This is a genomic window from Bacillus sp. 205(2023) (genome assembly GCF_037027485.1).
Lineage (GTDB): Bacteria > Bacillota > Bacilli > Bacillales > Bacillaceae > Bacillus > Bacillus halotolerans.
Window position 1 is genome coordinate 59,664 of record NZ_JAXCHF010000005.1, and the last position, 26,312, is coordinate 85,975.

General features: G+C 45.4%; 24 protein-coding genes and 1 pseudogene. 18 read left to right on the plus strand and 7 right to left on the minus strand.

Features of this window, described 5'->3' with window-relative positions:
- Nucleotides 1-154: 154 nt before the first annotated feature.
- The 12 genes from WA325_RS13745 to trhO all read left to right on the plus strand — a co-directional run bounded on the left by WA325_RS13745 (nucleotide 155) and on the right by trhO (nucleotide 10,935).
- Entirely contained in the window at nucleotides 155-1,213 is a 1,059-nt protein-coding gene (locus WA325_RS13745) for an iron-containing alcohol dehydrogenase family protein (protein WP_336183799.1), read from the plus strand.
- 99 nt (nucleotides 1,214-1,312) lie between these two features.
- Nucleotides 1,313-2,467 (plus strand): phosphoribosylglycinamide formyltransferase 2, encoded by a 1,155-nt coding sequence (purT, locus tag WA325_RS13750; protein ID WP_227599082.1) that lies wholly within the window; start codon nucleotides 1,313-1,315, stop codon nucleotides 2,465-2,467.
- A gap of 149 nt (nucleotides 2,468-2,616) precedes the next feature.
- Entirely contained in the window at nucleotides 2,617-3,555 is a 939-nt protein-coding gene (locus WA325_RS13755) for a trypsin-like serine peptidase (protein ID WP_326324246.1), read from the plus strand.
- Nucleotides 3,518-3,922, plus strand: a complete 405-nt coding sequence (locus tag WA325_RS13760) for a DUF2606 family protein (protein ID WP_326324326.1) — start codon at nucleotides 3,518-3,520, stop codon at nucleotides 3,920-3,922. Before WA325_RS13755 ends, WA325_RS13760 begins: the two co-directional genes overlap by 38 nt.
- Nucleotides 3,923-4,096: 174 nt before the next feature.
- On the plus strand, nucleotides 4,097-4,993 hold the full coding sequence (locus WA325_RS13765; protein WP_010332862.1) for an alpha/beta fold hydrolase: 897 nt from the start codon (nucleotides 4,097-4,099) through the stop codon (nucleotides 4,991-4,993).
- A gap of 186 nt (nucleotides 4,994-5,179) precedes the next feature.
- On the plus strand, nucleotides 5,180-5,713 hold the full coding sequence (pssA, locus tag WA325_RS13770) for a CDP-diacylglycerol--serine O-phosphatidyltransferase (protein WP_024120065.1): 534 nt from the start codon (nucleotides 5,180-5,182) through the stop codon (nucleotides 5,711-5,713).
- On the plus strand, nucleotides 5,704-6,192 hold the full coding sequence (locus WA325_RS13775) for a DedA family protein (protein WP_024120066.1): 489 nt from the start codon (nucleotides 5,704-5,706) through the stop codon (nucleotides 6,190-6,192). The genes pssA and WA325_RS13775 overlap by 10 nt, the downstream gene beginning before the upstream one ends.
- Complete coding sequence (locus WA325_RS13780; protein ID WP_202852403.1) at nucleotides 6,185-6,976, plus strand: phosphatidylserine decarboxylase; 792 nt, start codon at nucleotides 6,185-6,187, stop codon at nucleotides 6,974-6,976. The genes WA325_RS13775 and WA325_RS13780 overlap by 8 nt, the downstream gene beginning before the upstream one ends.
- Nucleotides 6,977-7,033: 57 nt before the next feature.
- Nucleotides 7,034-7,309 (plus strand): hypothetical protein, encoded by a 276-nt coding sequence (locus WA325_RS13785; RefSeq protein WP_024120068.1) that lies wholly within the window; start codon nucleotides 7,034-7,036, stop codon nucleotides 7,307-7,309.
- A 130-nt stretch (nucleotides 7,310-7,439) separates the two neighbouring features.
- Complete coding sequence (locus tag WA325_RS13790; protein ID WP_415859195.1) at nucleotides 7,440-8,759, plus strand: erythromycin esterase family protein; 1,320 nt, start codon at nucleotides 7,440-7,442, stop codon at nucleotides 8,757-8,759.
- A 112-nt stretch (nucleotides 8,760-8,871) separates the two neighbouring features.
- Entirely contained in the window at nucleotides 8,872-9,753 is an 882-nt protein-coding gene (locus WA325_RS13795; protein ID WP_336183800.1) for an AraC family transcriptional regulator, read from the plus strand.
- Nucleotides 9,754-9,966: 213 nt separating this feature from the next.
- Nucleotides 9,967-10,935: an oxygen-dependent tRNA uridine(34) hydroxylase TrhO gene (trhO, locus tag WA325_RS13800; RefSeq protein ID WP_105955625.1), complete on the plus strand. Its 969-nt coding sequence runs from the start codon at nucleotides 9,967-9,969 to the stop codon at nucleotides 10,933-10,935.
- A 40-nt stretch (nucleotides 10,936-10,975) separates the two neighbouring features.
- On the opposite strand, the gene gltP is transcribed toward trhO, so the two are convergent.
- The 3 genes from gltP to nagB form a co-directional block, all read right to left on the minus strand.
- Complete coding sequence (gltP, locus tag WA325_RS13805) at nucleotides 10,976-12,220, minus strand: glutamate-aspartate/proton symporter GltP (RefSeq protein WP_024120072.1); 1,245 nt, start codon at nucleotides 12,218-12,220, stop codon at nucleotides 10,976-10,978.
- A gap of 139 nt (nucleotides 12,221-12,359) precedes the next feature.
- Nucleotides 12,360-14,255, minus strand: a complete 1,896-nt coding sequence (gene ptsG, locus WA325_RS13810) for a glucose-specific PTS transporter subunit IIBC (RefSeq protein WP_336183801.1) — start codon at nucleotides 14,253-14,255, stop codon at nucleotides 12,360-12,362.
- Nucleotides 14,256-14,276: 21 nt separating this feature from the next.
- Nucleotides 14,277-15,026 (minus strand): glucosamine-6-phosphate deaminase, encoded by a 750-nt coding sequence (gene nagB / locus WA325_RS13815; protein WP_202852405.1) that lies wholly within the window; start codon nucleotides 15,024-15,026, stop codon nucleotides 14,277-14,279.
- A gap of 217 nt (nucleotides 15,027-15,243) precedes the next feature.
- On the opposite strand from nagB, the gene gamR reads away from it, so the two are divergent.
- From gamR to WA325_RS13830, 3 genes and pseudogenes are all read left to right on the plus strand, one after another.
- Nucleotides 15,244-15,951, plus strand: a complete 708-nt coding sequence (gamR, locus tag WA325_RS13820) for a transcriptional regulator GamR (protein ID WP_010332873.1) — start codon at nucleotides 15,244-15,246, stop codon at nucleotides 15,949-15,951.
- 61 nt (nucleotides 15,952-16,012) lie between these two features.
- Nucleotides 16,013-16,289, plus strand: a pseudogene (locus WA325_RS13825) (DUF1648 domain-containing protein).
- Between the two features lie 234 nt (nucleotides 16,290-16,523).
- The gene (locus tag WA325_RS13830) at nucleotides 16,524-17,591 is read left to right on the plus strand and encodes a branched-chain amino acid aminotransferase (protein ID WP_105955423.1); all 1,068 of its coding nucleotides are present in this window, start codon (nucleotides 16,524-16,526) and stop codon (nucleotides 17,589-17,591) included.
- 35 nt (nucleotides 17,592-17,626) lie between these two features.
- On the opposite strand, the gene mmuP is transcribed toward WA325_RS13830, so the two are convergent.
- The 4 genes from mmuP to WA325_RS13850 all read right to left on the minus strand — a co-directional run bounded on the left by mmuP (nucleotide 17,627) and on the right by WA325_RS13850 (nucleotide 22,678).
- The gene (mmuP, locus tag WA325_RS13835; protein ID WP_101860213.1) at nucleotides 17,627-19,039 is read right to left on the minus strand and encodes an S-methylmethionine permease; all 1,413 of its coding nucleotides are present in this window, start codon (nucleotides 19,037-19,039) and stop codon (nucleotides 17,627-17,629) included.
- Nucleotides 19,040-19,161: 122 nt separating this feature from the next.
- Entirely contained in the window at nucleotides 19,162-20,109 is a 948-nt protein-coding gene (mmuM, locus tag WA325_RS13840) for a homocysteine S-methyltransferase (protein WP_105991865.1), read from the minus strand.
- Between the two features lie 127 nt (nucleotides 20,110-20,236).
- Entirely contained in the window at nucleotides 20,237-21,673 is a 1,437-nt protein-coding gene (locus tag WA325_RS13845) for an alanine/glycine:cation symporter family protein (protein WP_336183802.1), read from the minus strand.
- A 21-nt stretch (nucleotides 21,674-21,694) separates the two neighbouring features.
- The gene (locus WA325_RS13850; protein ID WP_024120081.1) at nucleotides 21,695-22,678 is read right to left on the minus strand and encodes a glutaminase; all 984 of its coding nucleotides are present in this window, start codon (nucleotides 22,676-22,678) and stop codon (nucleotides 21,695-21,697) included.
- 301 nt (nucleotides 22,679-22,979) lie between these two features.
- On the opposite strand from WA325_RS13850, the gene WA325_RS13855 reads away from it, so the two are divergent.
- The 3 genes from WA325_RS13855 to kdgD all read left to right on the plus strand — a co-directional run bounded on the left by WA325_RS13855 (nucleotide 22,980) and on the right by kdgD (nucleotide 26,309).
- Nucleotides 22,980-24,212, plus strand: coding sequence for an ATP-binding protein (locus WA325_RS13855; protein WP_105991864.1), 1,233 nt, complete (start codon nucleotides 22,980-22,982; stop codon nucleotides 24,210-24,212).
- Nucleotides 24,213-24,221: 9 nt separating this feature from the next.
- Complete coding sequence (locus WA325_RS13860; RefSeq protein WP_336183804.1) at nucleotides 24,222-25,169, plus strand: DNA-binding domain-containing protein; 948 nt, start codon at nucleotides 24,222-24,224, stop codon at nucleotides 25,167-25,169.
- A 213-nt stretch (nucleotides 25,170-25,382) separates the two neighbouring features.
- Nucleotides 25,383-26,309: a 5-dehydro-4-deoxyglucarate dehydratase gene (kdgD, locus tag WA325_RS13865; protein WP_059292043.1), complete on the plus strand. Its 927-nt coding sequence runs from the start codon at nucleotides 25,383-25,385 to the stop codon at nucleotides 26,307-26,309.
- Nucleotides 26,310-26,312: the final 3 nt, after the last annotated feature.

The window sequence follows — 26,312 nt, forward strand, 5'->3', positions numbered from 1 at the left end:
ACAGGAAGAGGAACAGCTCTATGAGGCGGGATTTACAGGGGTTGCACCATTTTTCAGCGCTTATGCCATTGGCGGGTGGTTTGCGGGGTAAGCGGATTGACACCATTTGAAGGAGAGTGAGATGATTGATGAAAAAATGGAGGAGAGATGAGAGATGCAGCCAGAAGATATTGTCCGAAGCGGTCCGAATCAATACATATGCAAACAAGGAATTGTAAAAGAGCTGCCGGCATTTGTGAAGGAATGGAAGCATCCTGTTGTTGTAACGGGCATCAAGTCGTATGAGGCGTTTCAAAAGTATGCTGCGATTCCGCCAGAGTGGAGAGTGATTCAGCATAAAGGGTACAGCTCGCCTGAAGCAATAAGGGAGATTGCGGAACAAGCGGCATCTGCTGATCTCATGATCGGGATTGGCGGCGGAACGGTGTTAGACACAGCAAAAGCCGTCGCAGATCATTTGGATATTGAAGTCATAACTGTTCCGACAATCCCGGGAACTTGCGCGGCAAGCACGCCGCTGAGCGTGATCTATGATCAAGAAGGCAACTTTATTCGAGTTGATTATCATAAACGTTCCAGCTATTTGACACTCGTTGATCCGTTATTGCTGCTTTCTTCTCCTATCGAATATGTCAAAAGCGGAATTGGCGACACGCTTGCGAAGTGGTATGAAGCGGAAGCCATTATCAGAAATACGAAGGAGCCTGTTTCATTAATGGTCGAAGCAGGGCTTAGGCAGTCTGTCTATATTCGTGATCTTTTGCTGCAGGAAAGCCTTAAGGCTGTTGAAAGCCTTGAGAGAGGGGAAGCCTCGGCTTCTTTCACAGCTGTAGCAGAAACCATTATTACTTTGGCAGGAACTGTAGGCGGTTATGCCGGACGCTTCGGCAGGATGGCGGGTGCCCATGCGGTTCACAACGGTCTGAGTTTTATCCCGGAAACCCATCATGTACTGCACGGACAAAAGGTGGCGTACGGCATACTGATTCAGCTTGCGCTTGAGAAGAGAAATCAGGAAATTGAAGAGCTGATTCCGTTTTATCAGCAGCTTGGCTCCCCGGTGAAACTGAGTGATTTAGGCATTCATAAGGATCAAGAGCAAGCGAAGAAAGTCATTGCGGCTCATGCGTGCAAGCCGGAAGAATCGTTATGTTTGATGGGTTCTTTTTGTGAAGCGGATGTTGTGGCGGCAATTAATGTATTGGAATCATAAGCTAAAATAAGGGTTTTCTTATTTTAGCTTTTTTATTGCGAAATTTATTTTTTGAATATTTCAGTTATAATGGTTTTTGAACAGATAGGAGGGGCAAAGATGTATCAATCAAAGAAGGTTTTATTGTTAGGGTCAGGTGAACTGGGGAAAGAGGTTGTGATTGAAGCCCAGCGTCTCGGGGTAGAGACGGTGGCGGTAGACAGCTACGAGCATGCTCCGGCGATGCAGGTGGCGCATAAAAGCTATGTCATTGACATGCTGGATCGTGAGCAGATCAGACACATTATTGAGAAAGAAAAACCTGATTTGATTGTGCCTGAGGTTGAGGCAATCGCGACGGATGAATTGCTGAAGCTTGAAGAGGAAGGATTTCACGTTATCCCAAATGCGCGTGCAGCAAAGCTGACGATGGATCGGGAAGGCATCAGGCGGCTTGCGGCAGAAACGCTCGATCTTGCGACGGCAGGCTATGAATTTGCGAATACATATGAAGAATTTGTACAGGCGGCAGCTCATATCGGCTTCCCTTGTGTCGTCAAACCGTTGATGAGTTCTTCGGGAAAAGGCCAAAGCGTATGCCGCTCAGAAGCGGACTTGGAGAGCTGCTGGGAGACGGCGATGGAAGGCGGACGAGTGAAGAACGGACGCGTGATCGTCGAGGAGTTTATCCCGTTCGAATCAGAAATTACACTCTTAACTGTGCGTGCAGTGAACGGTACGGTATTTTGTGCGCCGATCGGCCATGAGCAAAAGGATGGAGACTATATCGAATCATGGCAGCCTCATCATATGACAGAGCAACAAATTGAAGAGGCGAAGCATATTGCGAAAGCCATTACTGATGAGCTTGGCGGGTACGGTCTGTTTGGTGTTGAGCTTTTCCTTGCGAAAGACAAGGTATATTTTAGTGAGGTGTCTCCTCGACCTCATGATACAGGTCTTGTGACGCTGGTGACGCAAAATTTGTCGGAATTCGCGTTGCATGTCCGGGCGATTCTCGGCTTTCCGATTACAGAAATCACACAGCTTTCTCCAGGCGCCAGCCGGCCCCTCAAAGCACCGGAAGAGTCAGCGGATTACACTGTTGAAGGTTTGGAAAACGCGCTGGCAGTGCCAAAGACACAAGTGCGCGTGTTTGGAAAGCCGATAACGAAGGTCGGACGCCGTATGGCGGTTGCGCTTTCTGCGGCTGACACTGTTGGAAAAGCGCGAGAGAACGCGAAGAAAGCGCTGGATCAACTATCGATTCAATAGACATGAAACAGACGGGCCTTGTCTTGATACATGGCCCGTTTTTTTATCATCCCGCCAAAAATTGTATCATAAGAATCAAATTCTTGATTATAATGTAAAAGTCTTCCAATGAAAAGGCTGGTTGACACAAAAGGAGGGGGATGACTAAAATGAGAGTAGTCTCAAGATTCAGAAAAAAATGCTTTGCAGGGTTTATGATTTTGTGTTTGGCAACGGCAGCGGCGGTATCTTTCGGAACGCCGGCAGAAGCGGCGGAGAACCCGCAAACCTCTGTCTCCAATACGGGAAAGGAAGCTGAAGTCAGCAATAACCAGACGTCGAAAGCGGAATTGGTTTCTGATCCTTATGAAGGAACCGGAAAAACAAGCAAAACATTACACGAGCTCATAGAATCAGAAAAAAACATTAAATCCTTAAAGCCTTCAAGTGTAATTGGATCTGATGAACGCGTCAGAATCTCAGGCACTACGTCTTTCCCTTACAGAGCAACGGTTCAGCTATCAATCAAATATCCCAATACTTCAAGCACTTATGGATGCACAGGCTTTTTAGTGAACCCGAATACTGTGGTAACGGCCGGACATTGTGTGTACAGCCAGGATCACGGGTGGGCTTCTTCGATAACTGCTGCGCCGGGCCGCAATGGTTCATCGTATCCATACGGCACTTATTCCGGCACGATGTTTTACTCCGTTAAAGGATGGACGGAAAGCAAAGATACCAATTATGATTACGGTGCAATAAAACTAAATGGTTCTCCTGGCAACACGGTTGGCTGGTATGGCTATAGAACAACAAACAGCAGCAGCCCCGTCGGCCTTTCTACATCAGTTACAGGATATCCGTGTGACAAGACTTTCGGCACCATGTGGTCTGATACAAAGCCGATTCGCTCTGCGGAAACGTATAAGCTGACCTATACAACTGATACGTACGGCTGCCAAAGCGGCTCGCCTGTTTACCGCAATTACAGTGATACGGGGCAGACGGCCATTGCAATCCATACCAACGGAGGATCGTCATATAACTTGGGAACAAGGGTGACGAATGATGTATTCAACAATATTCAATATTGGGCAAAGCAATAAATACGGCAAACTGGCCGTTTTCATTTCTATTTTGTTTTTATGCGGATGCAGCTCTCAGGCGCATTCAGATTCTGCTCAGAAAGAAACAACGATCCCTGTGACCCTTCATGTGGAAGACGATGCCGGGTTACCGATGGAAGGCGTTCAAGTGACGATTGTCAAAGCGCCGGCATCAGATCAGGAGCCGAATACAGAGATCGGTGAGATTCTCGGTTTGACAGACAAAAACGGAGACATCACATGGGATACCGGGAAAAAGGGCGAATACTCCATTGCCTTAACGAAGAACGAAACGTCTGTGACACATCAAGTGTCATTAACAAAGGACAAAAAAGATAAGGTTATTCCATTAGTCTTTAAAGAATAGACGGTTTTCCTTCAAGTTTAGGAAGAGCGTCTTTTTTTTATTGATCTTCGTATATGATCAAACTATATACTGGAAAATTGTTATATGAGATAATAAGAATGGGTATTTTTTCTTACAAGAAAGGGCAGTCTCCTTTCTCTATATATAAATGAAAGTCGGAGGAAAAAGAAAAAGATGAAACAGGATTCGATGCAGCTTGCCGCGGCTGAAGGCGGTACATGCTTTTACCAGGCTTATGATGAAAGCCTTTCTTTGTGGCCGATTGATTCGGAAGCTTTCTATGTTTCTACTCGTTTCGGAAAAACACATATCATGGCAAGTGGGCCAAAGGACGCACCTTCGCTCGTACTGCTTCACGGAGGGCTCTTCAGCTCTGTCATGTGGTATCCGAATATCGCCGAGTGGAGCGGTCAATATCGTACATATGCAGTCGATATAATAGGAGACAAAAATAAAAGTATACCATCAGCCTCTCTGGATACGAGAGCTGATTGCGTTCATTGGCTGAAAGACGTTTTTGATTCCCTTGGACTTAAGACCGCACATCTGGCCGGATTTTCCCTTGGCGGGCTTCATACAGTAAATTTTCTGCTTGATATGCCTGAAAGAGTGGAGAGGGCAGTGGTCATCAGTCCTGCTGAAGCGTTTATATCATTTCATCCGGATGTCTATAAATATGCCGCAGGCCTTAGTGAGCCGAACGGGGCTGATGCTTACATCAAGTGGCTGACGGCCGGCCGCTATCAGCTTCATCCCAAGCTGCAAAAGCAGATCAAGGCTGGAGTCAAGTGGCAGGATGAGAAAAGAAGCCTGACACCGAAAGAAAATGGCTTTCCCTACGTGTTCACAGACGCGGAGTTAAAGTCAATCACGGTTCCGATACTGCTGATGTTCGGCGAGCATGAAGTGATGTACCATCAGCAAATGGCTTTAGAAAGAGCTTCTGTATTAGTCGCGGGGATTCAGACGGAAATGGTCAAGAACGCGGGACACCTGTTACCTCTGGAGCAGCCGGACTATGTCAATAAACGTGTAATGTCATTTTTAGGCGAAAATGAAATGAGTACATAAATTGAAAAGACTGGCATTCATTGTTCAAAAGGTAACAAATGTTGTATAATAATAGAATTTGAGTGCTGCTTTTTTTCTGGCAGTCTATGTTATCATGCTTAATAGAGAGATTTTTCCTGTAACGCTGATTCGATATACAACGTCGTGTTGATATAAGGTTTTTTCAATTGGAGGTTTGGTTACACTGTGAATTATATACCCAGTATGATTACGATAGGAAACTTTATTTGCGGGCTTTTGGCGGTTCATTCCTTAATATTTCACAACATCCATTCAGCAGTGATTTTCATTTTTACCGGCATGTTTCTCGATTTCTTCGATGGAATGGCTGCGCGGAAGCTGAATGCTGTATCTGATATGGGGAGAGAACTGGATTCATTTGCGGATCTGGTTACATTTGGCGTGGCGCCATCCATGCTCGCCTACAGTGTCGCTTTATATGCCCTGCCGTTTATCGGGATACTATGCGCGCTGGCTTACAGTATTTGCGGAATGCTTCGGCTCTCTAAATTTAATGTTGAACAAAGCAAGCTTCCGACGTTTATCGGAATGCCGATTCCATTTGCGGCAATGTGTCTCGTCATTTTATGCTTTGTGAATAACCCGATTCTGCTGGCGCTCGGCACATGCGGGCTGTCTTATTTAATGGTGAGCAAAGTGAAATTTCCTCATTTTAAAAAACACGCAGCAGAAAATCTGGAGTCCGAAAGATGGAATTAGTGCAGCAGCTGATAGCGGATTATGGTTATCTCGCTATTTTTTTGATGCTTGTTCTTGGAATTATTGGATTGCCGATACCCGACGAAGTCATGATGACAATCGTCGGTTATTTTACGCACATTGATGTGCTGAATTATGAGCTTGCCATTTTTATCAGCTTTGTCGGAGCCCTGTTAGGGATGATGATCAGCTACATGATCGGCAGAAAAGCCGGGCGTCCGTTTATTGATAAGTATGGCAAATGGGTCGGTTTGAAAGAAAAGCGAATGCTGAAAGTAGAAAAATGGATGAAGAAATACGGACCGTATTCTCTTATATTAGGTTATTTTATTCCAGGCGTCCGGCATGTGACGTGTTATTTTTCGGGAATCGGCAAAATGGAGCTGAAAACGTATATCGCGTATGCAGCGATCGGCGCCTTTTTGTGGTGCTTTATTTTTATTACAATCGGAAGGGTTATAGGGATTATTCATGTTTAATACGGCTGTAAAGATTCTGTACCGATCATTGATAGAACTGACGAACCATCGATTATCATCCTGCCTGATCAAAGGATTTTGCGAATCGAAAATCAGTAAGCCGGTCATTCCGCTCTTCTCTAAACACTTTCAAATTAACTGGAATGATGTAGACGGAACGGCAGCTGATTACGGTTCGCTTTCCGAATTGTTTATTCGGAATATTAATTTGGAGCGGCGCCCTGTTTCAAAAGAGGCGCATGCTGTGGTCAGCCCCGTTGACGGTGTCGTTCAGACGATAGGGACGATCAACCCGAATCAAACCTTTACGGTAAAGGGAAAAGACTACTCATTTGCTGAATTGACCGGCTGTAAAAGCGCTGATCATCAATACAACGGCGGATATTTCGTCGTGCTTTATTTAAGCCCGCGGCATTACCACCGTTTTCATTCCCCGATCAGCTGCACATATCAAAAGCTGGCTGAACTCGGAAACCGTTCATACCCGGTGAATCAGTTAGGATTAAAATACGGAAAAGATGTACTGTCGAAAAATTACCGAGTTGTTTATGAGTTGAATAGCGGCAATCGAAACGTGCTGATGATTCCTGTCGGCGCGATGAATATTAACTCAATCGTGCAGACCAGCACAGGTGATCAATTGAAGATCGGCGAGGAGCTGGGGTACTTTTCATTTGGTTCAACCGTCATTTTAATCTTTGAAAAAGACGCGTTCCGGCCGTCTGCTGATGTAACAGAAGGCCAAGAAGTCCAAGTCGGGCAACTGATAGGTTATGGAGAGTAAAGAAGAGGAGCTCGCAAATGGAAGCGGCGCCTCTTTTTTTGAAGAAAGGTGAGAGTGTTGGAAAAACAAATCGTCAGCTGGATCACACATTATCAGCAAACCGGAGATGGAGCGGCTCTTCACAAGGTGCAGGAAGCATGCTGGCCGATTGTGGAAACAGTTCTGCAAGAGGCGGCAACTGATGCAGAGCAAGTGAACGATTTGCGCCAAAAAGGATTGGAGCGGTTTCCATTCATCATCAGCAAATACCAATCGGATGTGCAGCTTCCGGTTGAAACGTTTTTGAGAAATACGTATCGGTTTTATTTTCATCAGGCAATGAAAGGCTCTTAAAAAAACGGCTTCTATCAGCAGAAGCTTTTTTTTTTATAACTGAAAAGGAAACTTTTTCTATAACTATCTCGTAACTACTAGAGAACCTAGCAGAAAAGGAGAGATAGAATTGAAACATAAGTTAGTAAAAATGACTTTGCCGCTGCTGATCGTCTGTCTGGCGTTTTCTTCTTTTGCGGCGCCCGCCCGTGCTGCTTCTGAAGAAAAACATTGGGATCGCTGGATTGAACGGAATGCCCATCCACTGGATTCTTCCGATGCTTCAAACAAAGATCTTCGATTTCTGAAGAAAGTGCTGAAAGGAAAACGAATCGTCCAGTTAGGAGAAACCACACATGGCTCAGGTGAGATGAATGCAACAAAGGTCCGCATGATCAAATACCTCCACGAAGAACTGGGATATGATGTACTGGCCTTTGAGTCTGGCTTTCCCGAAGCAAATGCATCCTACCTTCACATGGATCAATTAACCCCGAAGAGCATGATGAAACAATCCATTTACCCCGTATGGCACACAGAAGATGTGGTTGAACTGTTTGATTATATGAAAGCGCAAAAAGAGAAAGGCGATCCGCTTATTCTCACTGGATTTGATATTCAAAGCCTGAGGAATTCATTTGCCGGTGCTGCGAATCAATGGGTAAAGGCAGCGGACCCTGAAAAAGCCGAGCTGCTTTCTCAATCAGAAAATGATTTTTTCAGCTTAGTGTCAAACAGCAAAACGATGGAAGAATTTACGCAAAAGAAGGAAGCGCTTGTAACAAACTACCGGGAGCTTATCAAGTTCGCTGACACACATGCTTCAACGCTAAAAGCGCACCTTCCGAAAGAGCCGAAAGCTTATGAGATCTTTGTGCATTCCCTTCAGTTGAGAATTGACGTAATGGAAACATACATGCTGGAAGAAATGAAAGAAAAGCTAATGGATTATCCGGAGAATATGGAGGATTTTTCATTCTTTATGAGAGACCGCATGATGGCCGAACAATTTCAGTGGGTTGCAGAAACGCTTTATCCAAAAAAGAAGATCATCGTCTGGGGGCACAATTACCATCTTCGCAAACAGAATACCAAAATGATAAAGGATTGGGTACAGCTAAACGGACCTAACATGGGTGATTATTTGCCTGAGCGGCTGAAAAAACAGACCTATACCATTGGAATCTATGCGTACTCTGGAGCCAGTCTGGATAGCTCCGATAATAAGACCGTTAATCCGGTAACAAGCCCGCCGCCGGCTGGAAGTCTTGAAGACTTGCTGAAAGCTGCGAACCATCCATCGGTCTTTGTTGATTTTCTCCATACCAAAAAAAGCAAAGGAACTTCATGGATGTATACGCCGCGTACAGCGCTGTATTGGGGTTTCAAGGAGGAGCAAATGATACTGAAGGAACAATATGACGGTGTGATTTGGCTGGAGCATATAACGCCTTCTGTTATTATAAAGTGAGGAAAAGATCCCCTGTGTAAACACACAGGGGATTTTTACATATCGCAAAAATAATCAAAACATTTAAGTCGGGATCTTTTATTCTGAAACAGAAAGGAGATTAAAGTGTTCCATGTATTATGAAAAAGCTGTTCAGCAAACCATTGATTGGCTTGAATCACATTTGCATGAGCCGATATCTGGCAAGGATATTGTAAGCGTTTCAGGCTTTTCTAAATTTCATTTTCATCGGATTTTTCAAAAAGAAGTTGGCATGTCGGTTGCTTCTTATATTCGTTTAAGACGTCTTGCGAATGCAGCAGCTGCTTTGCTTTATACAGATGTTCGCATTATCGACATTGCCTTGCATTATCAGTTTGAATCTCAAGAGGCGTTTACTCGGGCATTTAAAAAAATGTATCACATGCCGCCGGGAGCATATCGAACATTTATGAAACGTTTAACTGTAAAAAAGGAGGAATCTTGGATGGAGAAAAAAATGAAGGGCTGGGTATTAAGCGGCAGTCATCCATTTCAATTTGAAATGGGGGTTGATCGGGAAAATGTGCATCAGGGCAAGGCGTCGGGGTATTTAAAATCAACAATGGTGCATGACATCGGGGAATTTGCGACAATGATGCAGCAATTTAAGGCGGATCATTATCTCGGGAAAAGATTGCGTCTATCAAGTTTTATCAAAACAAAAGGCGTAAAGCATTTCGCATCGCTTTGGATGCGGGTTGACAGTGCGGCTGAAGATGTTCTTCAATTTGATAATATGAGCAACAGGCCAATTACAGGAACAACCAATTGGAATCATTACGCTGTTGTTTTAGATGTTCCTGAAAATAGTGCTGTCATTTCATTCGGCGTTCAGCTATCGGGACCAGGCCAAGTGTGGCTGGATCATGTTGTTTTTGAAGAGGTAGACGAGAGCGTTCCTTCAACAAATCTTGAAATGCCGGGAGAGCTTTTAGATGAGCCTGTTAATTTATCGTTTGAGGAAGAATTATAAGTGTAGTTATCTGAAAAATACATGCAATTTTATTAGTAAATGAATGGAAAATACTATTGTTTTTCCGCAAACCCGCTAGCCTCCTGGGTTTGTAAGAGTTTGGATATTTTTATCAGTCTGGGCGGATGTGTTCATCTTTGAGGTGTTTTCCTGTATGATATAGTAAGAGTGTGCATAACAACTAACTATATCATTGAACAGGGTGTTTATATCATGGAAAAACAATACAGAGTATTACTTTACTATAAATATGTTCCGATTGAAGAGCCGGAGGTGTTTAGAGAGCAGCATCTGGCTTTTTGTAAGGAGCTTGGTTTGTTAGGCCGTATTCTTGTATCAGCTGAAGGAATTAACGGTACGGTATCAGGTACGTTTGAGCAGACTGAACAATATATGCAAGCGATGAAAGCTGATCCTCGTTTTGCGGATATGGTGTTCAAGATTGATGAAGAAGAAAATCATGCGTTCAAGAAAATGTTCGTCCGTCATAAAAAAGAGCTTGTGACGCTTCGCCTTGAGGATGATGTCAATCCGAATGAAACAACAGGAAAGCATTTGAAGCCTAAAGAATTCTTTGAAAAGATGCAGGATCCTGATACAGTCGTCCTTGATGCGCGTAATGATTATGAATATGATCTCGGCCATTTTAGAGGAGCTGTCCGTCCTGACATCGAGGCGTTCCGTGAATTGCCAGAATGGATCGAAGAAAATAAAGAGATGCTTGAAGGCAAAAAGATTTTGACATACTGCACGGGCGGCGTGCGCTGTGAAAAATTCTCAGGCTGGCTGATGAAGCAAGGCTTTGAAGATGTATCACAGCTTGACGGCGGAATCGTCACATACGGAAAAGATCCTGAGGTGCAAGGAAAGCTTTGGGACGGCCAATGCTACGTATTCGATGAAAGAATCAGCGTGCCGGTCAACCGTGTCGAGCATGTCATTGTCGGAAAAGACTACTTTACAGGTGAACCGTGTGAACGGTATGTCAACTGTGCAAATCCATCATGCAATAAGAAAATCATATGCACACCGGAAAATGAATACAAATATATGCGCAGCTGCAGCCACGAATGCCGCACGAACCCAAGAAACTTATATGTACAAGAACACAATATGACGGCGGAAGAAGTTAGCGCCAGACTTGCAGCGATTGAAAAAGAAGAGCACGCTGCTGCTGAATAATATGGAAAGAACACCTCTCATGCAGAGAGGTGTTCTTTTTTTACATGCTTTCCGTTTGTCCGTTTGCGGCGGCCCATTCTTTTTGGCGGAAGGCCTTTTCCCATTTAGAAACCACGATGCAGGCGACCGCGTGTCCCGGTACATTCACACCTGTTCGGGCCATATCCATGATGCGGTCCACGCCTGCAATAATGGCGACGCCTTCGGCAGGCAGCCCCACAGCGTTTGCAGTCGCCAAAAGAACGACAAGGGAGCCCGACGGAACAGCGGCGATGCCTTTGCTGGTCATGACAAGCACAAGCATCATGAGAAGCTGCTGTGACAGCGTCATGTCTACATTGAAGGCCTGTGCCAAGAATATACAGGAAACCGATAAGTATAGGCTTGATCCGTCACAATTCAGCGATAAGCCGGAAGGAACGACAAATGATACCACCCGCTTCGGACAGCCGTATTTCTCCATTCGATCCATAAGCTGAGGAAGAACGGTTTCGGTGCTGGTTGTAGAAAACGCAATCAGAAACAGATCCCATATCATTTTCAGCACTTCAAAATACTTAATGTGAAAGATGAGACCAACAAGCGGAAAGAGGACAAAGAGGATCAGAAACAGACCGAGAAAAACAGTACCGACCAATTTAAACATGGGGAGGAGGAGTTCGATGCCATATTGGCCTACAGAGGCGGCCATTAGGGCAAGCACGCCGATAGGAGCGGTCACCATGACGATTTGCGTCAGTTTAAACATAATCTGAGCGACCGATTCAAAAAAATTCATCACTGGTTCAGAGGCTTTGCCAATGCCAGCGGCGGCGACACCGAATAAAATCGCAAAGAAAATGACAGCGAGTAAATCGTTTCTGGCCATGACATCAATAATGTTTGTCGGGATAATATCGAGGATCATTTGTTTGATATCCACGACTTTCTCTGTATAGCCGGAAAGTTCATGAATATCTTTTTTCGCTAAGTGAGAAAGATCCAGCCCGACGCCCGGTTTTAAGACATTTGCCAATAAAAGTCCCAGGCCCAGCACCAAAGTGGTGATCACTTCAAACCAGATAATGGTCTTTACGCCGAGGCTGCCCATCTTTTTCATACTTCCGCTTCCAGCAGCTCCGATGACAATGGTAGAAAATACAATCGGCACGACAATCATTTTAATCAAGCGGATAAATCCGTCACCGACAGGCCTGAGCGCCATTCCGAAATCAGGAAAAAAGTGGCCGATTACTGCGCCGATAGCCAATGCGATTAAAATTTGAAACGCGATAAATTTTTTCAAATGAATCCCCCTTTAGAATGATATGATGAGGCTTATTCATACCATTCGTGAATCAAATGCAAACCCCTTTTTTAAAAATTTATTTTGATAGCGCTTTCATTATGTTGGATAAAAAGTCCCCCGCGTCAGGGGGACTTTTTTACTTCATGTTCATACGGTTCATTTGTTCCTCAGATACATTTGTGAAAATAATAGGCGTTATGGCGGAAGCAGCATGCTGCTTAATGTAATTCAGATCAAAGGTTAGAAGCAGTTCGCCTTGTTTGACGGTTTGGCCGCTCGTGACATGAGCTTCAAAGCCTTCTCCGTTCAGCTTCACCGTATCAATGCCGACATGAATCAACATTTCCGTGCCGCCAGCGCTTGTAAAGCCAATGGCGTGCTTTGTCGGAAATATCGATACAATCTCGCCGTCAGCGGGGGCAACGACTTTTCCTTCTGTTGGATCAATCGCAAAACCCTCACCCATCATTTTTTCTGAAAATACTTGGTCAGGCACGTCGGATAGGGAGCGTTTTTCTCCTTGTACCGGATATATAAAAGACTCTTCGGCAGGAGGCTCCTGCTGGGTCTCGGCTTCAGCATCAAGCGCCGCGGCGGCAGCCGGGACACCTCCAGCTATAATCGTTTTGATATCATCTTTTAAAGCATCTGACTTTGTGCCGAAAATCGCTTGGAAGTTGTTGTTGACTTCTAACACACCTACCGCCCCAAGCTGCTTTAGTTCGTCTTTGTTTACTTGGCTTGGCTGATGAACGGTGACACGCAGCCTTGTAATACATGCGTCGAGGTTGGCGATATTTTGCTGGCCGCCCAGCGCCTGCAATACGTGGAAGGCGAGCTGGTCTTTTGAAACAGGAGATTTGGCTTCACTTTGATCATCTTCATCGGCTTCACGGCCGGGTGTTTTCAGATTCCATTTCAAAATCGCATAACGGAACAAATAGTAATAAATGAAGGCGAAGACGATCCCGACAGGAATGACGACCCAGCCGTTTGTCGAAAGCCCGTAATTCAGCACATAGTCAATTCCGCCGCCGGAGAAGGTGTAGCCGTGACGGACATGGAACAGATCACACACGACAAAGATGACACCGGCAAGAATAGAGTTTATTAAATAAAGCACAGGCGCGACGAACAAAAAAGCAAATTCAACTGGCTCTGTAATTCCAGTGAGCATAGACGTAAGCGCTGCTGAAATCATGACGCCGGAAATCATTTTCTTTTTTTCGGGCCGCGCGGTATGGATGATGGCAAGCGCGATTGCCGGCAGACAGAAAATCATGTAAGGGAAATCGCCCATCATAAAACGTCCCGCAGTCGGGTCTCCGGCGAAAAACCTTGTCAGATCGCCGGTTACGGTATTGCCTGTTGATGGATCTGTGTATTCGCCCATCATAAAATAGAAAGGTGTATAAAAAATATGATGCAGTCCAAAAGGAATCAGTAAGCGATAGATTGTCGCATAAAAGAACAGGCCGACCGTTGAATCGGCAATTAAGCTGCTGGCGGCGTTTATTCCGTTTTGAATTAGCGGCCAAACAAATGAGAAAATAACACCGATGACCAATGAACTGACCGAAGTAATAATCGGGACAAATCGTTTTCCTGAGAAAAATCCAAGGACGGGATGCAGCTCTATTGATGAAAAACGCTTGTACAAATATGCGGCAAGCAGCCCGATGATAATGCCGCCGAATACCCCCATATCAATCAGATGCTCGGCCCCTTCATAAGGAGGCTGAAGGCCGAGTAATTTTCCCATGTTATCCAGCGTGACGGTTAAAATCAAGTATCCGATGACAGCGGCAAGTCCGGCCACTCCTTCGCCGCCAGCTAAACCAATTGCGACACCTACGGCAAAAATCAGCGGCAGGTTATCGAATACAACGCCGCCCGCATCCTTTATAATAGGAATGTTAAGTAAATCCTTGTCACCGAAACGGAGCAGCAGACCGGCTGCCGGCAGGACGGCAACCGGAGTCATCAAAGCGCGGCCGAGCTGTTGCATAATTTGAAATGCCTTTTTAAACATAACAGTCTCCTTCTATTTGTTTTATAAGGATGATAAGTTCTTCAGTTTTTGAGCTGCTTTTTGATCGGCGATAACGGTTACATGATTGTGTTTTTGAAGAATTGAGGCCGGTACGTCCGGCGTCACAGGGCCTTCAGCCATTTTTTGGATCGCGTCCGCTTTTTCCTCGCCATTTGCTAATAACACAATGTGTTTACTGAATTCCATGATCGTTTTGATGCCCATTGAAACGGCAAGCCTCGGCACAAGTACAGGATCGCCGCCGAAAAATCTGGCATTTGCCTGTATCGTGCTTTCAGACAGCCTGACGATTCGTGTCCGGTCCTCAAAATCAGAGCCGGGTTCATTAAAGCCAATATGGCCATTCGAGCCGATGCCAAGGATTTGCACATCAATGCCTCCCGCCTGGCGGATAAGTTCCTCATACACTTTGCACTCAGCCTCAAGCTGGGGATTGTCTCCTTGCGGGATATGAATATGGTCAGGCTGAACATTGATATGCTGAAAAAGATGCTCGTGCATAAATTTGTTATAACTTTGTGGATGAGATGGAGACAGGCCTGCGTATTCATCCAAATTAAATGTTATAACCTTTGAAAAATCAATTTCGCCTGCCTGATAGTCTGAAATGAGCTGTTTGTACAAGCCGATCGGCGTGCTGCCGGTAGCCAGGCCAAGAACGGCATCTTTCTTTGCCTGTACATATTCCTTAATCATGTTAGCGCTTAACTTACAGAGATCTTCATAATGATCAGCAACGATGATCTTCATCTGACACCCCCTCAATGAAATAGACAAGCATCATATTTGTTATGATCAATTTATGATATTTGTCATTACGAATTTAGCACCATCGCCATAAAATTGTCAACGTTATTTTCTGAAAATTTGTTATAAAAGGAAGTACAAATCTTTCAAAATAGGAAAGCAGATGGTATTATGGTTTCATTCAAAAAGATCGGTTTACATACAGAATGGGGAGGATGAAATGGCAGCTTTATATTCTGTTATCAAATTTAAAATCATTGAATTAATCAAGTCGGGCAAATATCAGGCGAATGATCAGCTGCCGACAGAGAGCGAGTTTTGCGAGCAATATGATGTCAGCAGAACAACTGTAAGGCTGGCTTTGCAGCAGCTTGAGCTTGAAGGATATATTCAGAGAATCCAGGGAAAAGGAACATTTGTATCGGCAGCTAAAATCCAAACGCCGATTCCGCATAAGATTACGAGTTTTGCAGAACAAATGAGGGGGCTGCGTTCTGAGTCAAAAGTGCTTGAACTTGTGGTGATCCCTGCCGATCATTCCATAGCCGAGCTGCTGAAAATGAAAGAGAATGAGCCTGTCAACAAGCTTGTCAGAGTCAGATACGCCGAGGGTGAACCTTTGCAATACCATACCTCATATATACCTTGGAAAGCGGCACCGGGGCTGGTGCAGGAAGAGTGCACCGGATCTCTGTTTGAATTATTAAGAACAAAATACAATATCGAAATCAGCAGGGGGACGGAATCGATCGAACCGATTTTAACGGATGAAACGATCAGCGGGCACCTGTTAACCAATGTTGGAGCGCCTGCGTTTTTATCGGAATCCCTCACCTATGACAAAAATGAAGAAGTAGTAGAATATGCACAAATTATTACACGAGGAGACCGAACGAAATTCACCGTAGAACAGTCATATCAATCGTAAAGCAATGGGAGATAAAGAAAACGCTTTATTGTTTTAGGAAGTGATGAGGAGGACTGGTTCTATGTTTCTATTGATGAATGAGAAAGTGGTGTGGGGGTCTGTCTTTGCGGCTGTCATACTCTCTATGGTGTTTTATCCTTTTCTTCCGGCAGATATGCCGATTCATTATGATGTAACGAACAGCCCGGATTTGACGGTCAACAAGCTGGCTGGAACAGCTATTTTTGCCGGCCTTGATGATTGTTTTTGCATTGGCGCGGAAGGTCAACTGGCAGTTAGGGATCGCGGTTTATATTCTGCTGATTGGTCATGCTGTCATTTTGTTTTTAGCAGTTTAACGAAAACAGCCGGAAAAATCTCTGGCTGTTTTTTCTATAACTTCACCTTCATCTTACACTAAATGTAGTGTATAATAGCCGAAGACGATAAAGAATATTCTGACATTTGTATTTGAGCCCTCTTATATCAAATGAGAACGGAAAACCGCCTGTAAAAAAGAAAGGCATTACCGATTTGCAGCTCAAAATTGACAGAAAATTTAAACAAATTCATCTAGAAAGGTGTGCTTATCAGTGAACAAGCTTATTGAACGAGAGAAAATCACATCAAAGAAGGAAAAACCAGACCCTTCATCCTTAGGGTTCGGCAAATACTTTACAGATTATATGTTTGTGATGGATTATGAGGAGGAAAAGGGCTGGCATCGTCCAAGACTTACTCCTTATGCACCGATTATGCTCGATCCGTCCTCTTCTGTTTTCCATTACGGCCAGGCTGTTTTTGAAGGTTTGAAAGCATACAGAACTGAAGATGGCAGGGTGCTGCTGTTCAGGCCGGAGCAAAATATTAAAAGGCTGAACAGATCATGTCAGCGAATGAGTATGCCTCCTTTAGACGAAGAGCTGGTGCTGGAGGCACTGACGCAATTGGTCGAGCTGGAAAAAGAGTGGGTTCCGAGGGAAAAGGGAACGTCGCTGTATATTCGTCCGTTTGTTATTGCCACTGAACCGAGTCTCGGTGTAAAGGCGTCAAAAAACTATACATTTATGATCGTGCTTTCGCCTGTCGGCTCTTACTATGGCGATCAGCTGCAGCCGATTAACATCTATGTGGAAGATGAGTTTGTGCGGGCAGTTAATGGCGGAGTCGGAAATGCCAAGACGTCAGGAAATTACGCGGCGAGTCTTCAGGCGCAGCAGAAGGCGAATGAATTAGGCTATGATCAGGTGCTGTGGCTGGATGCCATTGAAAAGAAATACGCGGAAGAAGTAGGGAGTATGAATATCTTTTTCGTCATAAATGGAGAAGTTGTGACTCCTGCATTAAGCGGAAGTATTTTGAGCGGGATTACACGAGCTTCTGCTATTGAGCTGATCCGAAGCTGGGGCATCCCGGTCCGGGAAGAAAGGATATCGATCGATGATATCTATGCAGCCTCCGCACGAGGAGAATTGACAGAGGTATTCGGCACAGGTACGGCTGCAGTTGTTACGCCTGTCGGCGAACTCAATATTCATGGAAGAACGGTGATTGTGAACGACAGGCAAATAGGAGAAATCTCAAAAAAGCTGTATCAAACGATAACCGATATTCAGCTTGGAAAAGTGAAAGATCCGTTTCGTTGGACAGTGGAAGTATGAGGATAAAAAAAGAACCTGCCTTGGGGCAGGTTCTTTTATTTTGAATGGGTCATATCAGCGGCCGGACGGCTTTTGCGGTTTTTCGTGTAATACACCGCATAGCAGATGGCCATAAACGGCACACCGCAATATAATGCGATTCTTTGATTCGGATCAAAGGCAATGCCAATCACGGATGCCAGACATAAAAGAAATGCGGCAATCGGCACAAATGGGTACCAAGGCGTTCGGTATTTCAAATCTGTGACCTTGTTTCCCGCTTCCAGATAACGTTTTCTGAACATGAATTGAGAAGCGGCGATGCCCATCCAAACGACAACGACGGCAAAGCCGGAAATCGACACGAGTATAACGTACACCGTGTCTGGCGCAAATACGCTGGACAGTAATGACAGGATGCCGCCAATCATGCTGAACACCAGCGCGTTTAGCGGGATTCCCTTTGATGTCAGCTTTGCAAATGTTGGGTGAAGCGTCTGTTCTTTTGACAGTGACCAAAGCATACGGGACGAAGCGTAAAGGCCGGAATTAGCGGCTGACAGGATGGCTGTCAGAATGACAAAGTTCATGATGTCAGCTGCGTATGGTACACCGACTCTGTCAAAGACTGCAACGAATGGGCTTTTGATAACGCCCGCTTCTTGAATCGGAATCAGCCCTGAGAGTACAAAAATGGTTCCGATAAAAAAGAGTGAGAGACGCCAGACCGTTGTTTTAATCGCTTTTGGTATGGTCTTGTCGGGATCGACGCTTTCACCCGCGGCAATTCCGATCAGCTCAGTTCCCGAGAAGGCAAAGTTGACAGACAGCATGGTCATGAAAATGGGGACAAATCCATTCGGAAAGAGCCCGCCTTCCGCTGTGAAGTTTGACAGCATCGGAGCGGCGCCCCCGTCTTTGATCGGGATGATGCCGAACATAGCGGCGCCGCCTAAAAGAATAAATAATACGATGGCTAATACTTTAATGCTGGAAAACCAAAACTCTGATTCTGCGAAAAACTTAACTGAAAACGCGTTGAGCAAGAAAATCAACAAAGCAAAAACGGCGCTCCACATCCAAACAGACGTATCGGGGAACCAGCGCTGCATTAGCAGGCCTGCCGCTGTAAATTCAGATCCCAATGCAACGGCCCATGTGAGCCAGTACAGCCAGGCGACCGTAAAACCTGTGCCCGGCCCTATGTATGTTGCTGCATAGGTATGAAACGCGCCTGTCACTGGCATGGCTACAGACAATTCGCCAAGGCACAGCATGACCAAATAGACAATTCCCGCGCCGACTAAGTACGCAAGGATGGTTCCGGCAGGGCCTGCTTGCTGTATGGTATAGCCTGAGCTTAAGAACAGGCCGGTTCCGATGACGCCTCCTAATGAAAGCATAAAGAGGTGTCTGCTTTTCATACTTCTCTGAAAGTTTGTCTCATTCTTGTTGTGAGCGGATTTCATCTTTTTCCAACTTTCTATACGGCGATTTGATGGCTTCCTAATAAAAAATCTCATGTCAGCGGGTGACACGAGATTCCGGCAAGCCGGCTTTTAGGTTAGAATATACAAACTATTCCGATAAGTCAAGTGGTTTTTAAAGTCCGGGCCCAGCCGGCGATTTCTTTAATATCCTCCGGTTTTGTCCGGCAGCAGCCGCCAATCAGCTTTGCTCCGTTTTCATACCAGATGCGGGCGCTTTGTCCGTAAGGCTCGCCGCATGCTGCGCCGTTCCACGTTTTGGTGTCCGGATCATACTGTTCGCCTGAATTCGGATAGACGATAATCGGTTTAGAAGTGTTCTTCTTTAGCTCAGCAATCAATGAAGGGATATGCTGAAGCGGAGTGCAGTTGATCCCGACCGCCGCCGCTTGGCTGTGCTGATCAAGCCATGACGCGCATTCAGCGGCAGGGGTTCCGTCACTGATATGCAGACCGTCTTTCGCGCTGAAGCTGAACCACGCATATGTTTCAGGAAATTCCTTCAGCAGACGGACAATTGCTTTTGCCTCAGTAAGACATGGAATCGTTTCACATGCCAAAACATCCGCACCGGCGTCAATCAGGGCTTTCATACGGGGGCGATGAAATTCAGCCAGCTCATCCTCAGAGATTCCGTAGTTTCCGCGATACTCAGAGCCATCCGCAAGATAGGCGCCATACGGGCCGACAGAGGCCGCAACGATCGGTTTTGGCCGATTCAAGCGGTTACCTTTCTGTGCCCAAAATTCATCACGGGCTTCGGCCGCGATGCTGACGGACATCTGGATAAGCCGGCGGGCTTCCGCTTCGCTGAGCCCGCGTGCGGCAAAGCCTTCAAACGTAGACTGATAGCTGGCGGTGATCGCACAGTCGGCGCCTGCCGCAAAATAATCAGTATGAACTTGTTTAATCAGGTCCGGCTGCTCCATCAGAATTTTTGCCGACCAGAGACTGTCATTCAAGTCGCAGCCTTTGCGTTCAAGCTCGGTTGCCATCGCGCCGTCTAACACGATAAGCGGGTATGTATCTAATAGATGCTGAATTGGATTCATAGGCTGTTCCGTTCCTTCTTTCTGATTTTTTGAAAAGATATGAAAATGGTAAAGGACGTCTTGATGTTTGTCAATCAACCGAAAGATAAAAGGTGTTCAGATTCCATTGATCTGAACACCTTCTGCGTTATGATATTTGTTTGTTATGAGGATCAGCAGGCGTTTCTGAAAGCTCCCAGCATTCAATCCGCTCATGATCTTTTATGACATTTTTATAAAAAACGGGATCTTTGCCAGCTTTTTTCTGCTGGGTATAGTCCTTGAGAGCCGCAAAAACCACCTTCGACAATAAGAAAATGGCGATTAAGTTGACGACGACCATCAAGCCCATAAACAAATCGGCCAAATCCCATACAAGCTGCACCTTGGCTACACAGCCAAACACGATCATTGCTAGCACGCCGATGCGGTAAACGAAGATCAGTTTTTTGCTTTTGTTCAAAAAGCCGATATTGGTTTCGCCGTAATAATAGTTGCCGATCAAGGCACAGAATCCAAATAAGAGGATCAGGATGGCGAGAAAGCCTGACGCCCATGGTCCGATATGGGAGCTGAGAGAGGCTTGAGTTAAGGCGATTCCGCTCAGTCCCGGTGTATGATAGGCGTCTGAAAACAGGATGATAAAGGCCGTGCTTGTACAAATGACCAGCGTATCAGTAAGCACACCAAATGCCTGGATCAGCCCTTGTTTTACAGGATGGCTTGTCGTCGCGGTGGCAGCGGCATTCGGTGCGCTTCCCATTCCCGCTTCGTTTGAAAAAATCCCCCGTCTGACACCTTGCATTAAAGCCGCTCCCAAAGCGCCGCCGGCCGCCTGGTCAAATCCAAACGCGTTTTTGACAATAAGCGCAAAAACGGCAGGAAGCTGGGTGATGTTTGTGAGAATCACGAAAAAAGCGACTCCGATATACAGGACAGCCAAAACAACAACAATATATTCAGCCAGTTTTGCGATGCGTTTGACTCCGCCAAAGATAATCGTTCCAAACACAGCAATTAAAATGAGTCCAAGTGTCAGGCGGTTTGTGCCGAACGCGTTTTCAAACGCGAGACTGACCGTATTTGATTGAACCGAGTTAAAGACGATACCGAACGACAGCGTGATTAAAACGGCGAACAAGGCGCCCATCCATCTTTTGTTCAGTCCTTTTTCCATATAATAAGCAGGACCGCCGCGGAAGCCGTTTGCATCTTTCACCTTATAAATTTGAGCCAGTGTACTTTCGACAAAGCTTGACGCTGACCCGATAATGGCAATAATCCACATCCAGAAAATCGCACCGGGCCCGCCCAGCGCAATCGCAATGGCAATACCCGTAATGTTTCCAGTGCCGACACGGGCTGCCATGCTGATACAAAACGCTTGAAACGGAGAGATGCTGTTTTTCGACCGGGATGCAGCGCCTTCCTTTAACACCCTGACCATTTCCTTCAGCATGCGAACCTGCAAAAATTTAAGCCTGAACGTAAAATAGATTCCCAAAGAAAGAAGCAATACAATTAATAGCTTTGACCACAAAAAATCATTAGCGAAACCGACGATATGTTCTAGGAATTGCTGCATACAATCACCTCGTTTTTTATTTTAAAAAATGCTGAGTTCCCACTCCTGTGCGATGTGCTTCAGCAGCATGCCGCCAGTCAGGCTGTTGCCGTATTCATCAATGGCAGGCCCGTAAATGCCGATGCCGCATCCGTTTTGGAAAGGCTGCTCTCTTCTGGCGCTTGGAGGAACCAGCGCCATGATGCCGCCGGAGACACCGCTTTTGGCCGGTACCCCGACAAACGCCGCATATTTTCCGGAGGCGTTATACATGCCGCATGTCAGCATTAAAGCCTTGGCGAGCTTTGCCACATCCTTTGGAATCACCTGCTGGCGGTGAATCGGGTGATAACCGTCATGAGCAAGGATCAGGCCGATCAATGCAATGTCTTCTGTCGTGCCTTCCATGGCACATTGCTTCAGGTAAACCTCCAGCGTTTCTTCCACATCGGCCTCTAAAAAGTTTGTCTCTTTTAAGTAGTAAGCCAGTGCTCTGTTGCGGTGGGCGGTTTCCCATTCAGACCGGAAAACTTCCTCATGTATTCTGGGCCGTTTCCCTATTAATGTTTCAATGACAGAGTACAGATACTCCAGCCTATCGCGGGCTGTCTCTCCCGGAAGAAGCGAGGCGATTGTAATGGCGCCCGCGTTAATCATAGGGTTAAACGGTTTTCCGGGCTTGTGCATTTCAAGACGGATGATTGAATTAAAGGCGTCACCTGTCGGCTCGACATCGACGCGGTCAAGCACATAGGGAATGCCGCGGCTCATGCACGCAGCGATAAAGCTGATGACTTTTGAAATGCTTTGCAGGGTAAAAGGGACGTTCCAATCGCCGGCATGTATCATTGCTCCATTAGGCTCCAATATACAAATGCCGAGCTGTGAGTCATTAACTTTTCCTAACGCGGGGATATAATTTGCGCTTTGTCCATTGGCGGCAAAGGGGCGGTAATGTTCTACCCATTCATACAGCTGTGACGCCAGATTCTTTTCTTCCGGGCGTTCTTTTATCAGTTCTTTCATCAAATTCCTCCTATCTGTTTTTGCTATTGGGGACTGAGGCGGAGTAAAATCGAAGACAGGCGAGGCGTTAAACGCTTTCACGAATGCGGAAAGGTATCATAACTGTATAATGGAGACTACAGAATCATACAAAATACGACAAAAATTTTTTGAAAATAAGCCGTTGGTTTTATAAATAGCTTACATACTGGGTCGAAAGAAATTTGCAGGTTTTTTGTCCTTTCCTCAAAATAAAAATGAGGATGTGATCATAATCAAACTGGAACGTTTTTTTGAGAAAGACGCATATATACTGGCGCTCATGCTGATTACTGTGCCGCTTGCAGGCGAACTGAAATTTTATCCCCTCAATGAAGAGTTCCGAATCAGCTTCGGCGCGCCGGCTTTTTTCTTTTTCTTAGTGCTGCTGCGGCATGTGTCCGCTGTATTGCCGGGGTTTTTGACTGGAACATCGGTTTTCGTATTTCGTGTTTTATTGGAATTATGGGACGGAAGACACGCAGGGCTGATTCCAATCCTGTATGATCAAGCGTCCGGCTTTTTCTTTTACATGACGTTTGCATGTCTGTTTTATGTGTTGCGGGCGAACCGCTATCGTGATCGGCCGGTAATGCTCGGTTTTTATGGATTTATGATTGAAATTGCTTCCGATAGCGTCGAGCTGGCCGTTCAGTTTCTTATTTTTCATACGGTGGTGACGCCTGAGAAAATAACGGATATCGCGGTTGTTGCGATTTCTCATACATTTATTGTCATCAGCTTTTTTAACGTGCTGAAGCTGTATGAAACGCAGTCCAGAGAAAAGCAGACAAGGCGGCAAAATGAGCACATGCTGATGATTGTGTCGAATTTATATGAAGAAACAGTGCATTTAAAAAAGACGCTGAAAACGACAGAGCACGTGACAAACGAATCCTATCAGCTCTACCGGGAAGTGAAGGGCAAGGACGATCAGCTCGGCGGCAGGATTCTAAGGCTGGCAGGGGAAATTCATGAAGTAAAAAAGGACAACCAGAGGATATATGCCGGGCTTTCGAAACTGATTTCCAATGAAAGTTTTAAAGATTATATGAATGCCTCGGACCTTTTCCGGCTTGTCATTCGAATGAATGAAAAGTACGCTGAATCATTGGGCAAACAGATCAATTTTCATTGTTCAATAGAGGGCGAGCATGACGATTATCATGTATTTATTGTTCTTTCTATCATTAATAATTTGACGGCAAACGCGGTGGAGGCAATGGGGGATGAGGGAACGGTTAGCCTAAGGCTCCGTAAGCCAGATGAGAGTATGATAGAATTTCAGGTGGAAGACAATGGTCCCGGCATTTCGGAGAAAATAGGAGATATTGTGTTTGATCCGGGCTTTACCTCAACGTATGACGAGTATGGCACGCCCTCAACCGGAATTGGGCTTTCCTACGTCAAGGAAATCGTGACAGAGCTTGAGGGAGACATCAAGTTTCACAACCAGCAGCAAGGAGTGGTCTTTACCATCAGGCTGCCTGCCAGACATTTGATTCAGAAAGGATGAACGGATAATATGCGTTTTTTTATCGCTGATGATGACCGCGCGGTGCGGTCGATTTTAAGGCAGATCATAGAGGATGAGGACCTTGGAGAGGCTGCGGGTGAAGCGGAAGACGGAAGCCAAGTGGAAGGGCATATATTGCAATTTAAGCAGATTGATATTTTGTTAATCGATTTATTAATGCCCGGGCGGGACGGAATTGAGACCATACGCCGGATCAAGGACTCTTATTCCGGGAAAATCGTAATGATCTCACAAGTGGAAGCTAAAGAAATGGTCGGAGAAGCGTATTCTCTCGGCATTGAATATTTTATTCATAAACCGATTAACCGTATTGAAATTGTGACTGTTCTGCAAAAGGTGAAGGAACGAATCGAGCTTGAAAACTCGATCGGAGATATCCAAAATTCTTTAAGCCGGCTGGTCAACCGAACCGAACGGAAAGCACGGTCTCAGTATAAAAATGACAACAGCTTAAAAGAAGCGGGAACATTTTTGCTATCCGAGCTCGGCATGATGGGGGAAGGCGGCGCTCATGATATGATGGCGGTCCTTCAGTATTTAACTGAGCATGAACAATCTGAACCTTACGAAAAAAAAAATATCCCTTCTTTAAAACAAATCTTCACACAAGTAGCGGAACGAAAGCTTGGAGCTGCGGCATCACAAACGGAAATCAACCGCGAAGTGAAAGCCTCGGAACAGCGAATCCGCAGAGCCATTATCCATTCGCTGGACCATTTTGCCTCATTGGGCACAACTGATTTTTCGAATCCTAAATTCGAAACCTACGCATCAAAATTCTTTGATTTTCCGGTCGTCAGCCAAAAAATGAAAGAAATTCAATCCAAAGAGGCAAAACCCCTCGCACCTGCCAGAGTGAATATGAAAAAATTTATCCACGTATTTTTTTTGGAAGCAAAGCTTTTGAACGAAACGATGAAAGAAAGAAGTATGTGAAAAAACAGCCGGCTAGCAGCGGCTGTTTTTTTATGCGGAAAAACGGGGGCTTTCAGCGTTTTTATGAAAAGTCTGAAAATAAAGTTATTGACTTATTGTTTATTTGTCTTACAATTAAACAAAAGGATATGTTGAAAGGAGAGGATATGCAATCACATGATTTTAAAGCGCTTTCAAATGAGCTGTTTACACAAATGACAGGAGGTTTTGTACATGAGCCGTATAAGAAAAGCACCTGAAGGGATTTTAGGTTTTCCGGTTGCGCCTTTTAATACACAAGGAAAGCTGGAGGAAGAAGCTCTGTTTCAAAATATCGAGTTTTTGCTCGAAGAAGGCTTGGAAGCGATTTTTATCGCCTGCGGTTCAGGGGAATTTCAGTCCCTTAGCCAGAAAGAATACGAAAACATGGTCGAAGTCGCAGTTTCGGCAGCGGGAGGAAAGGTCCCGGTCTATACGGGAGTGGGCGGCAACCTCAGCACCGCGCTTGATTGGGCGCGTATATCGGAGAAAAAAGGCGCTGACGGCTATTTGATCCTTCCTCCGTATTTGGTGCATGGCGAACAGGAGGGGCTGTATCAGTACGCCAAAACGATTATTGAAAGCACGGACTTGAATGCCATTCTGTATCAGCGCGACAACGCCGTATTTTCTCTTGAACAGATCAAGCGGCTGACGGAGCTTGAACAGCTTGTTGGTGTGAAAGACGGGGTGGGGAACATGGATTTGAATATCAACCTCGCCTATACAATCGGTGACCGCTTGGGATGGCTTAACGGAATGCCGATGGCTGAAGTGACGATGCCGTCCTACCTGCCAATCGGTTTTCACTCTTATTCTTCAGCCATTTCGAATTATATTCCGCATATTTCCCGGATGTTCTATGAAGCTTTGAAAAACGGAAACAACGATGCAGTGAAGGAACTCTATCAGCATGTCATTCTGCCGATCAACGATATTCGGAAGCAGCGGAAAGGGTATGCGGTGTCCTTGATCAAAGCCGGCATGGAGATTATGGGGATGAATGTGAGAAATACAGCCAGACCGCCTGTCGGACCGGTTGAAAAAGAACACTATCAGCAATTGGAAGCCATTTTGAAGCAAGCGGCGGATCGTTTCCCGAAGAAGGCCGCGACGGTTTGACAA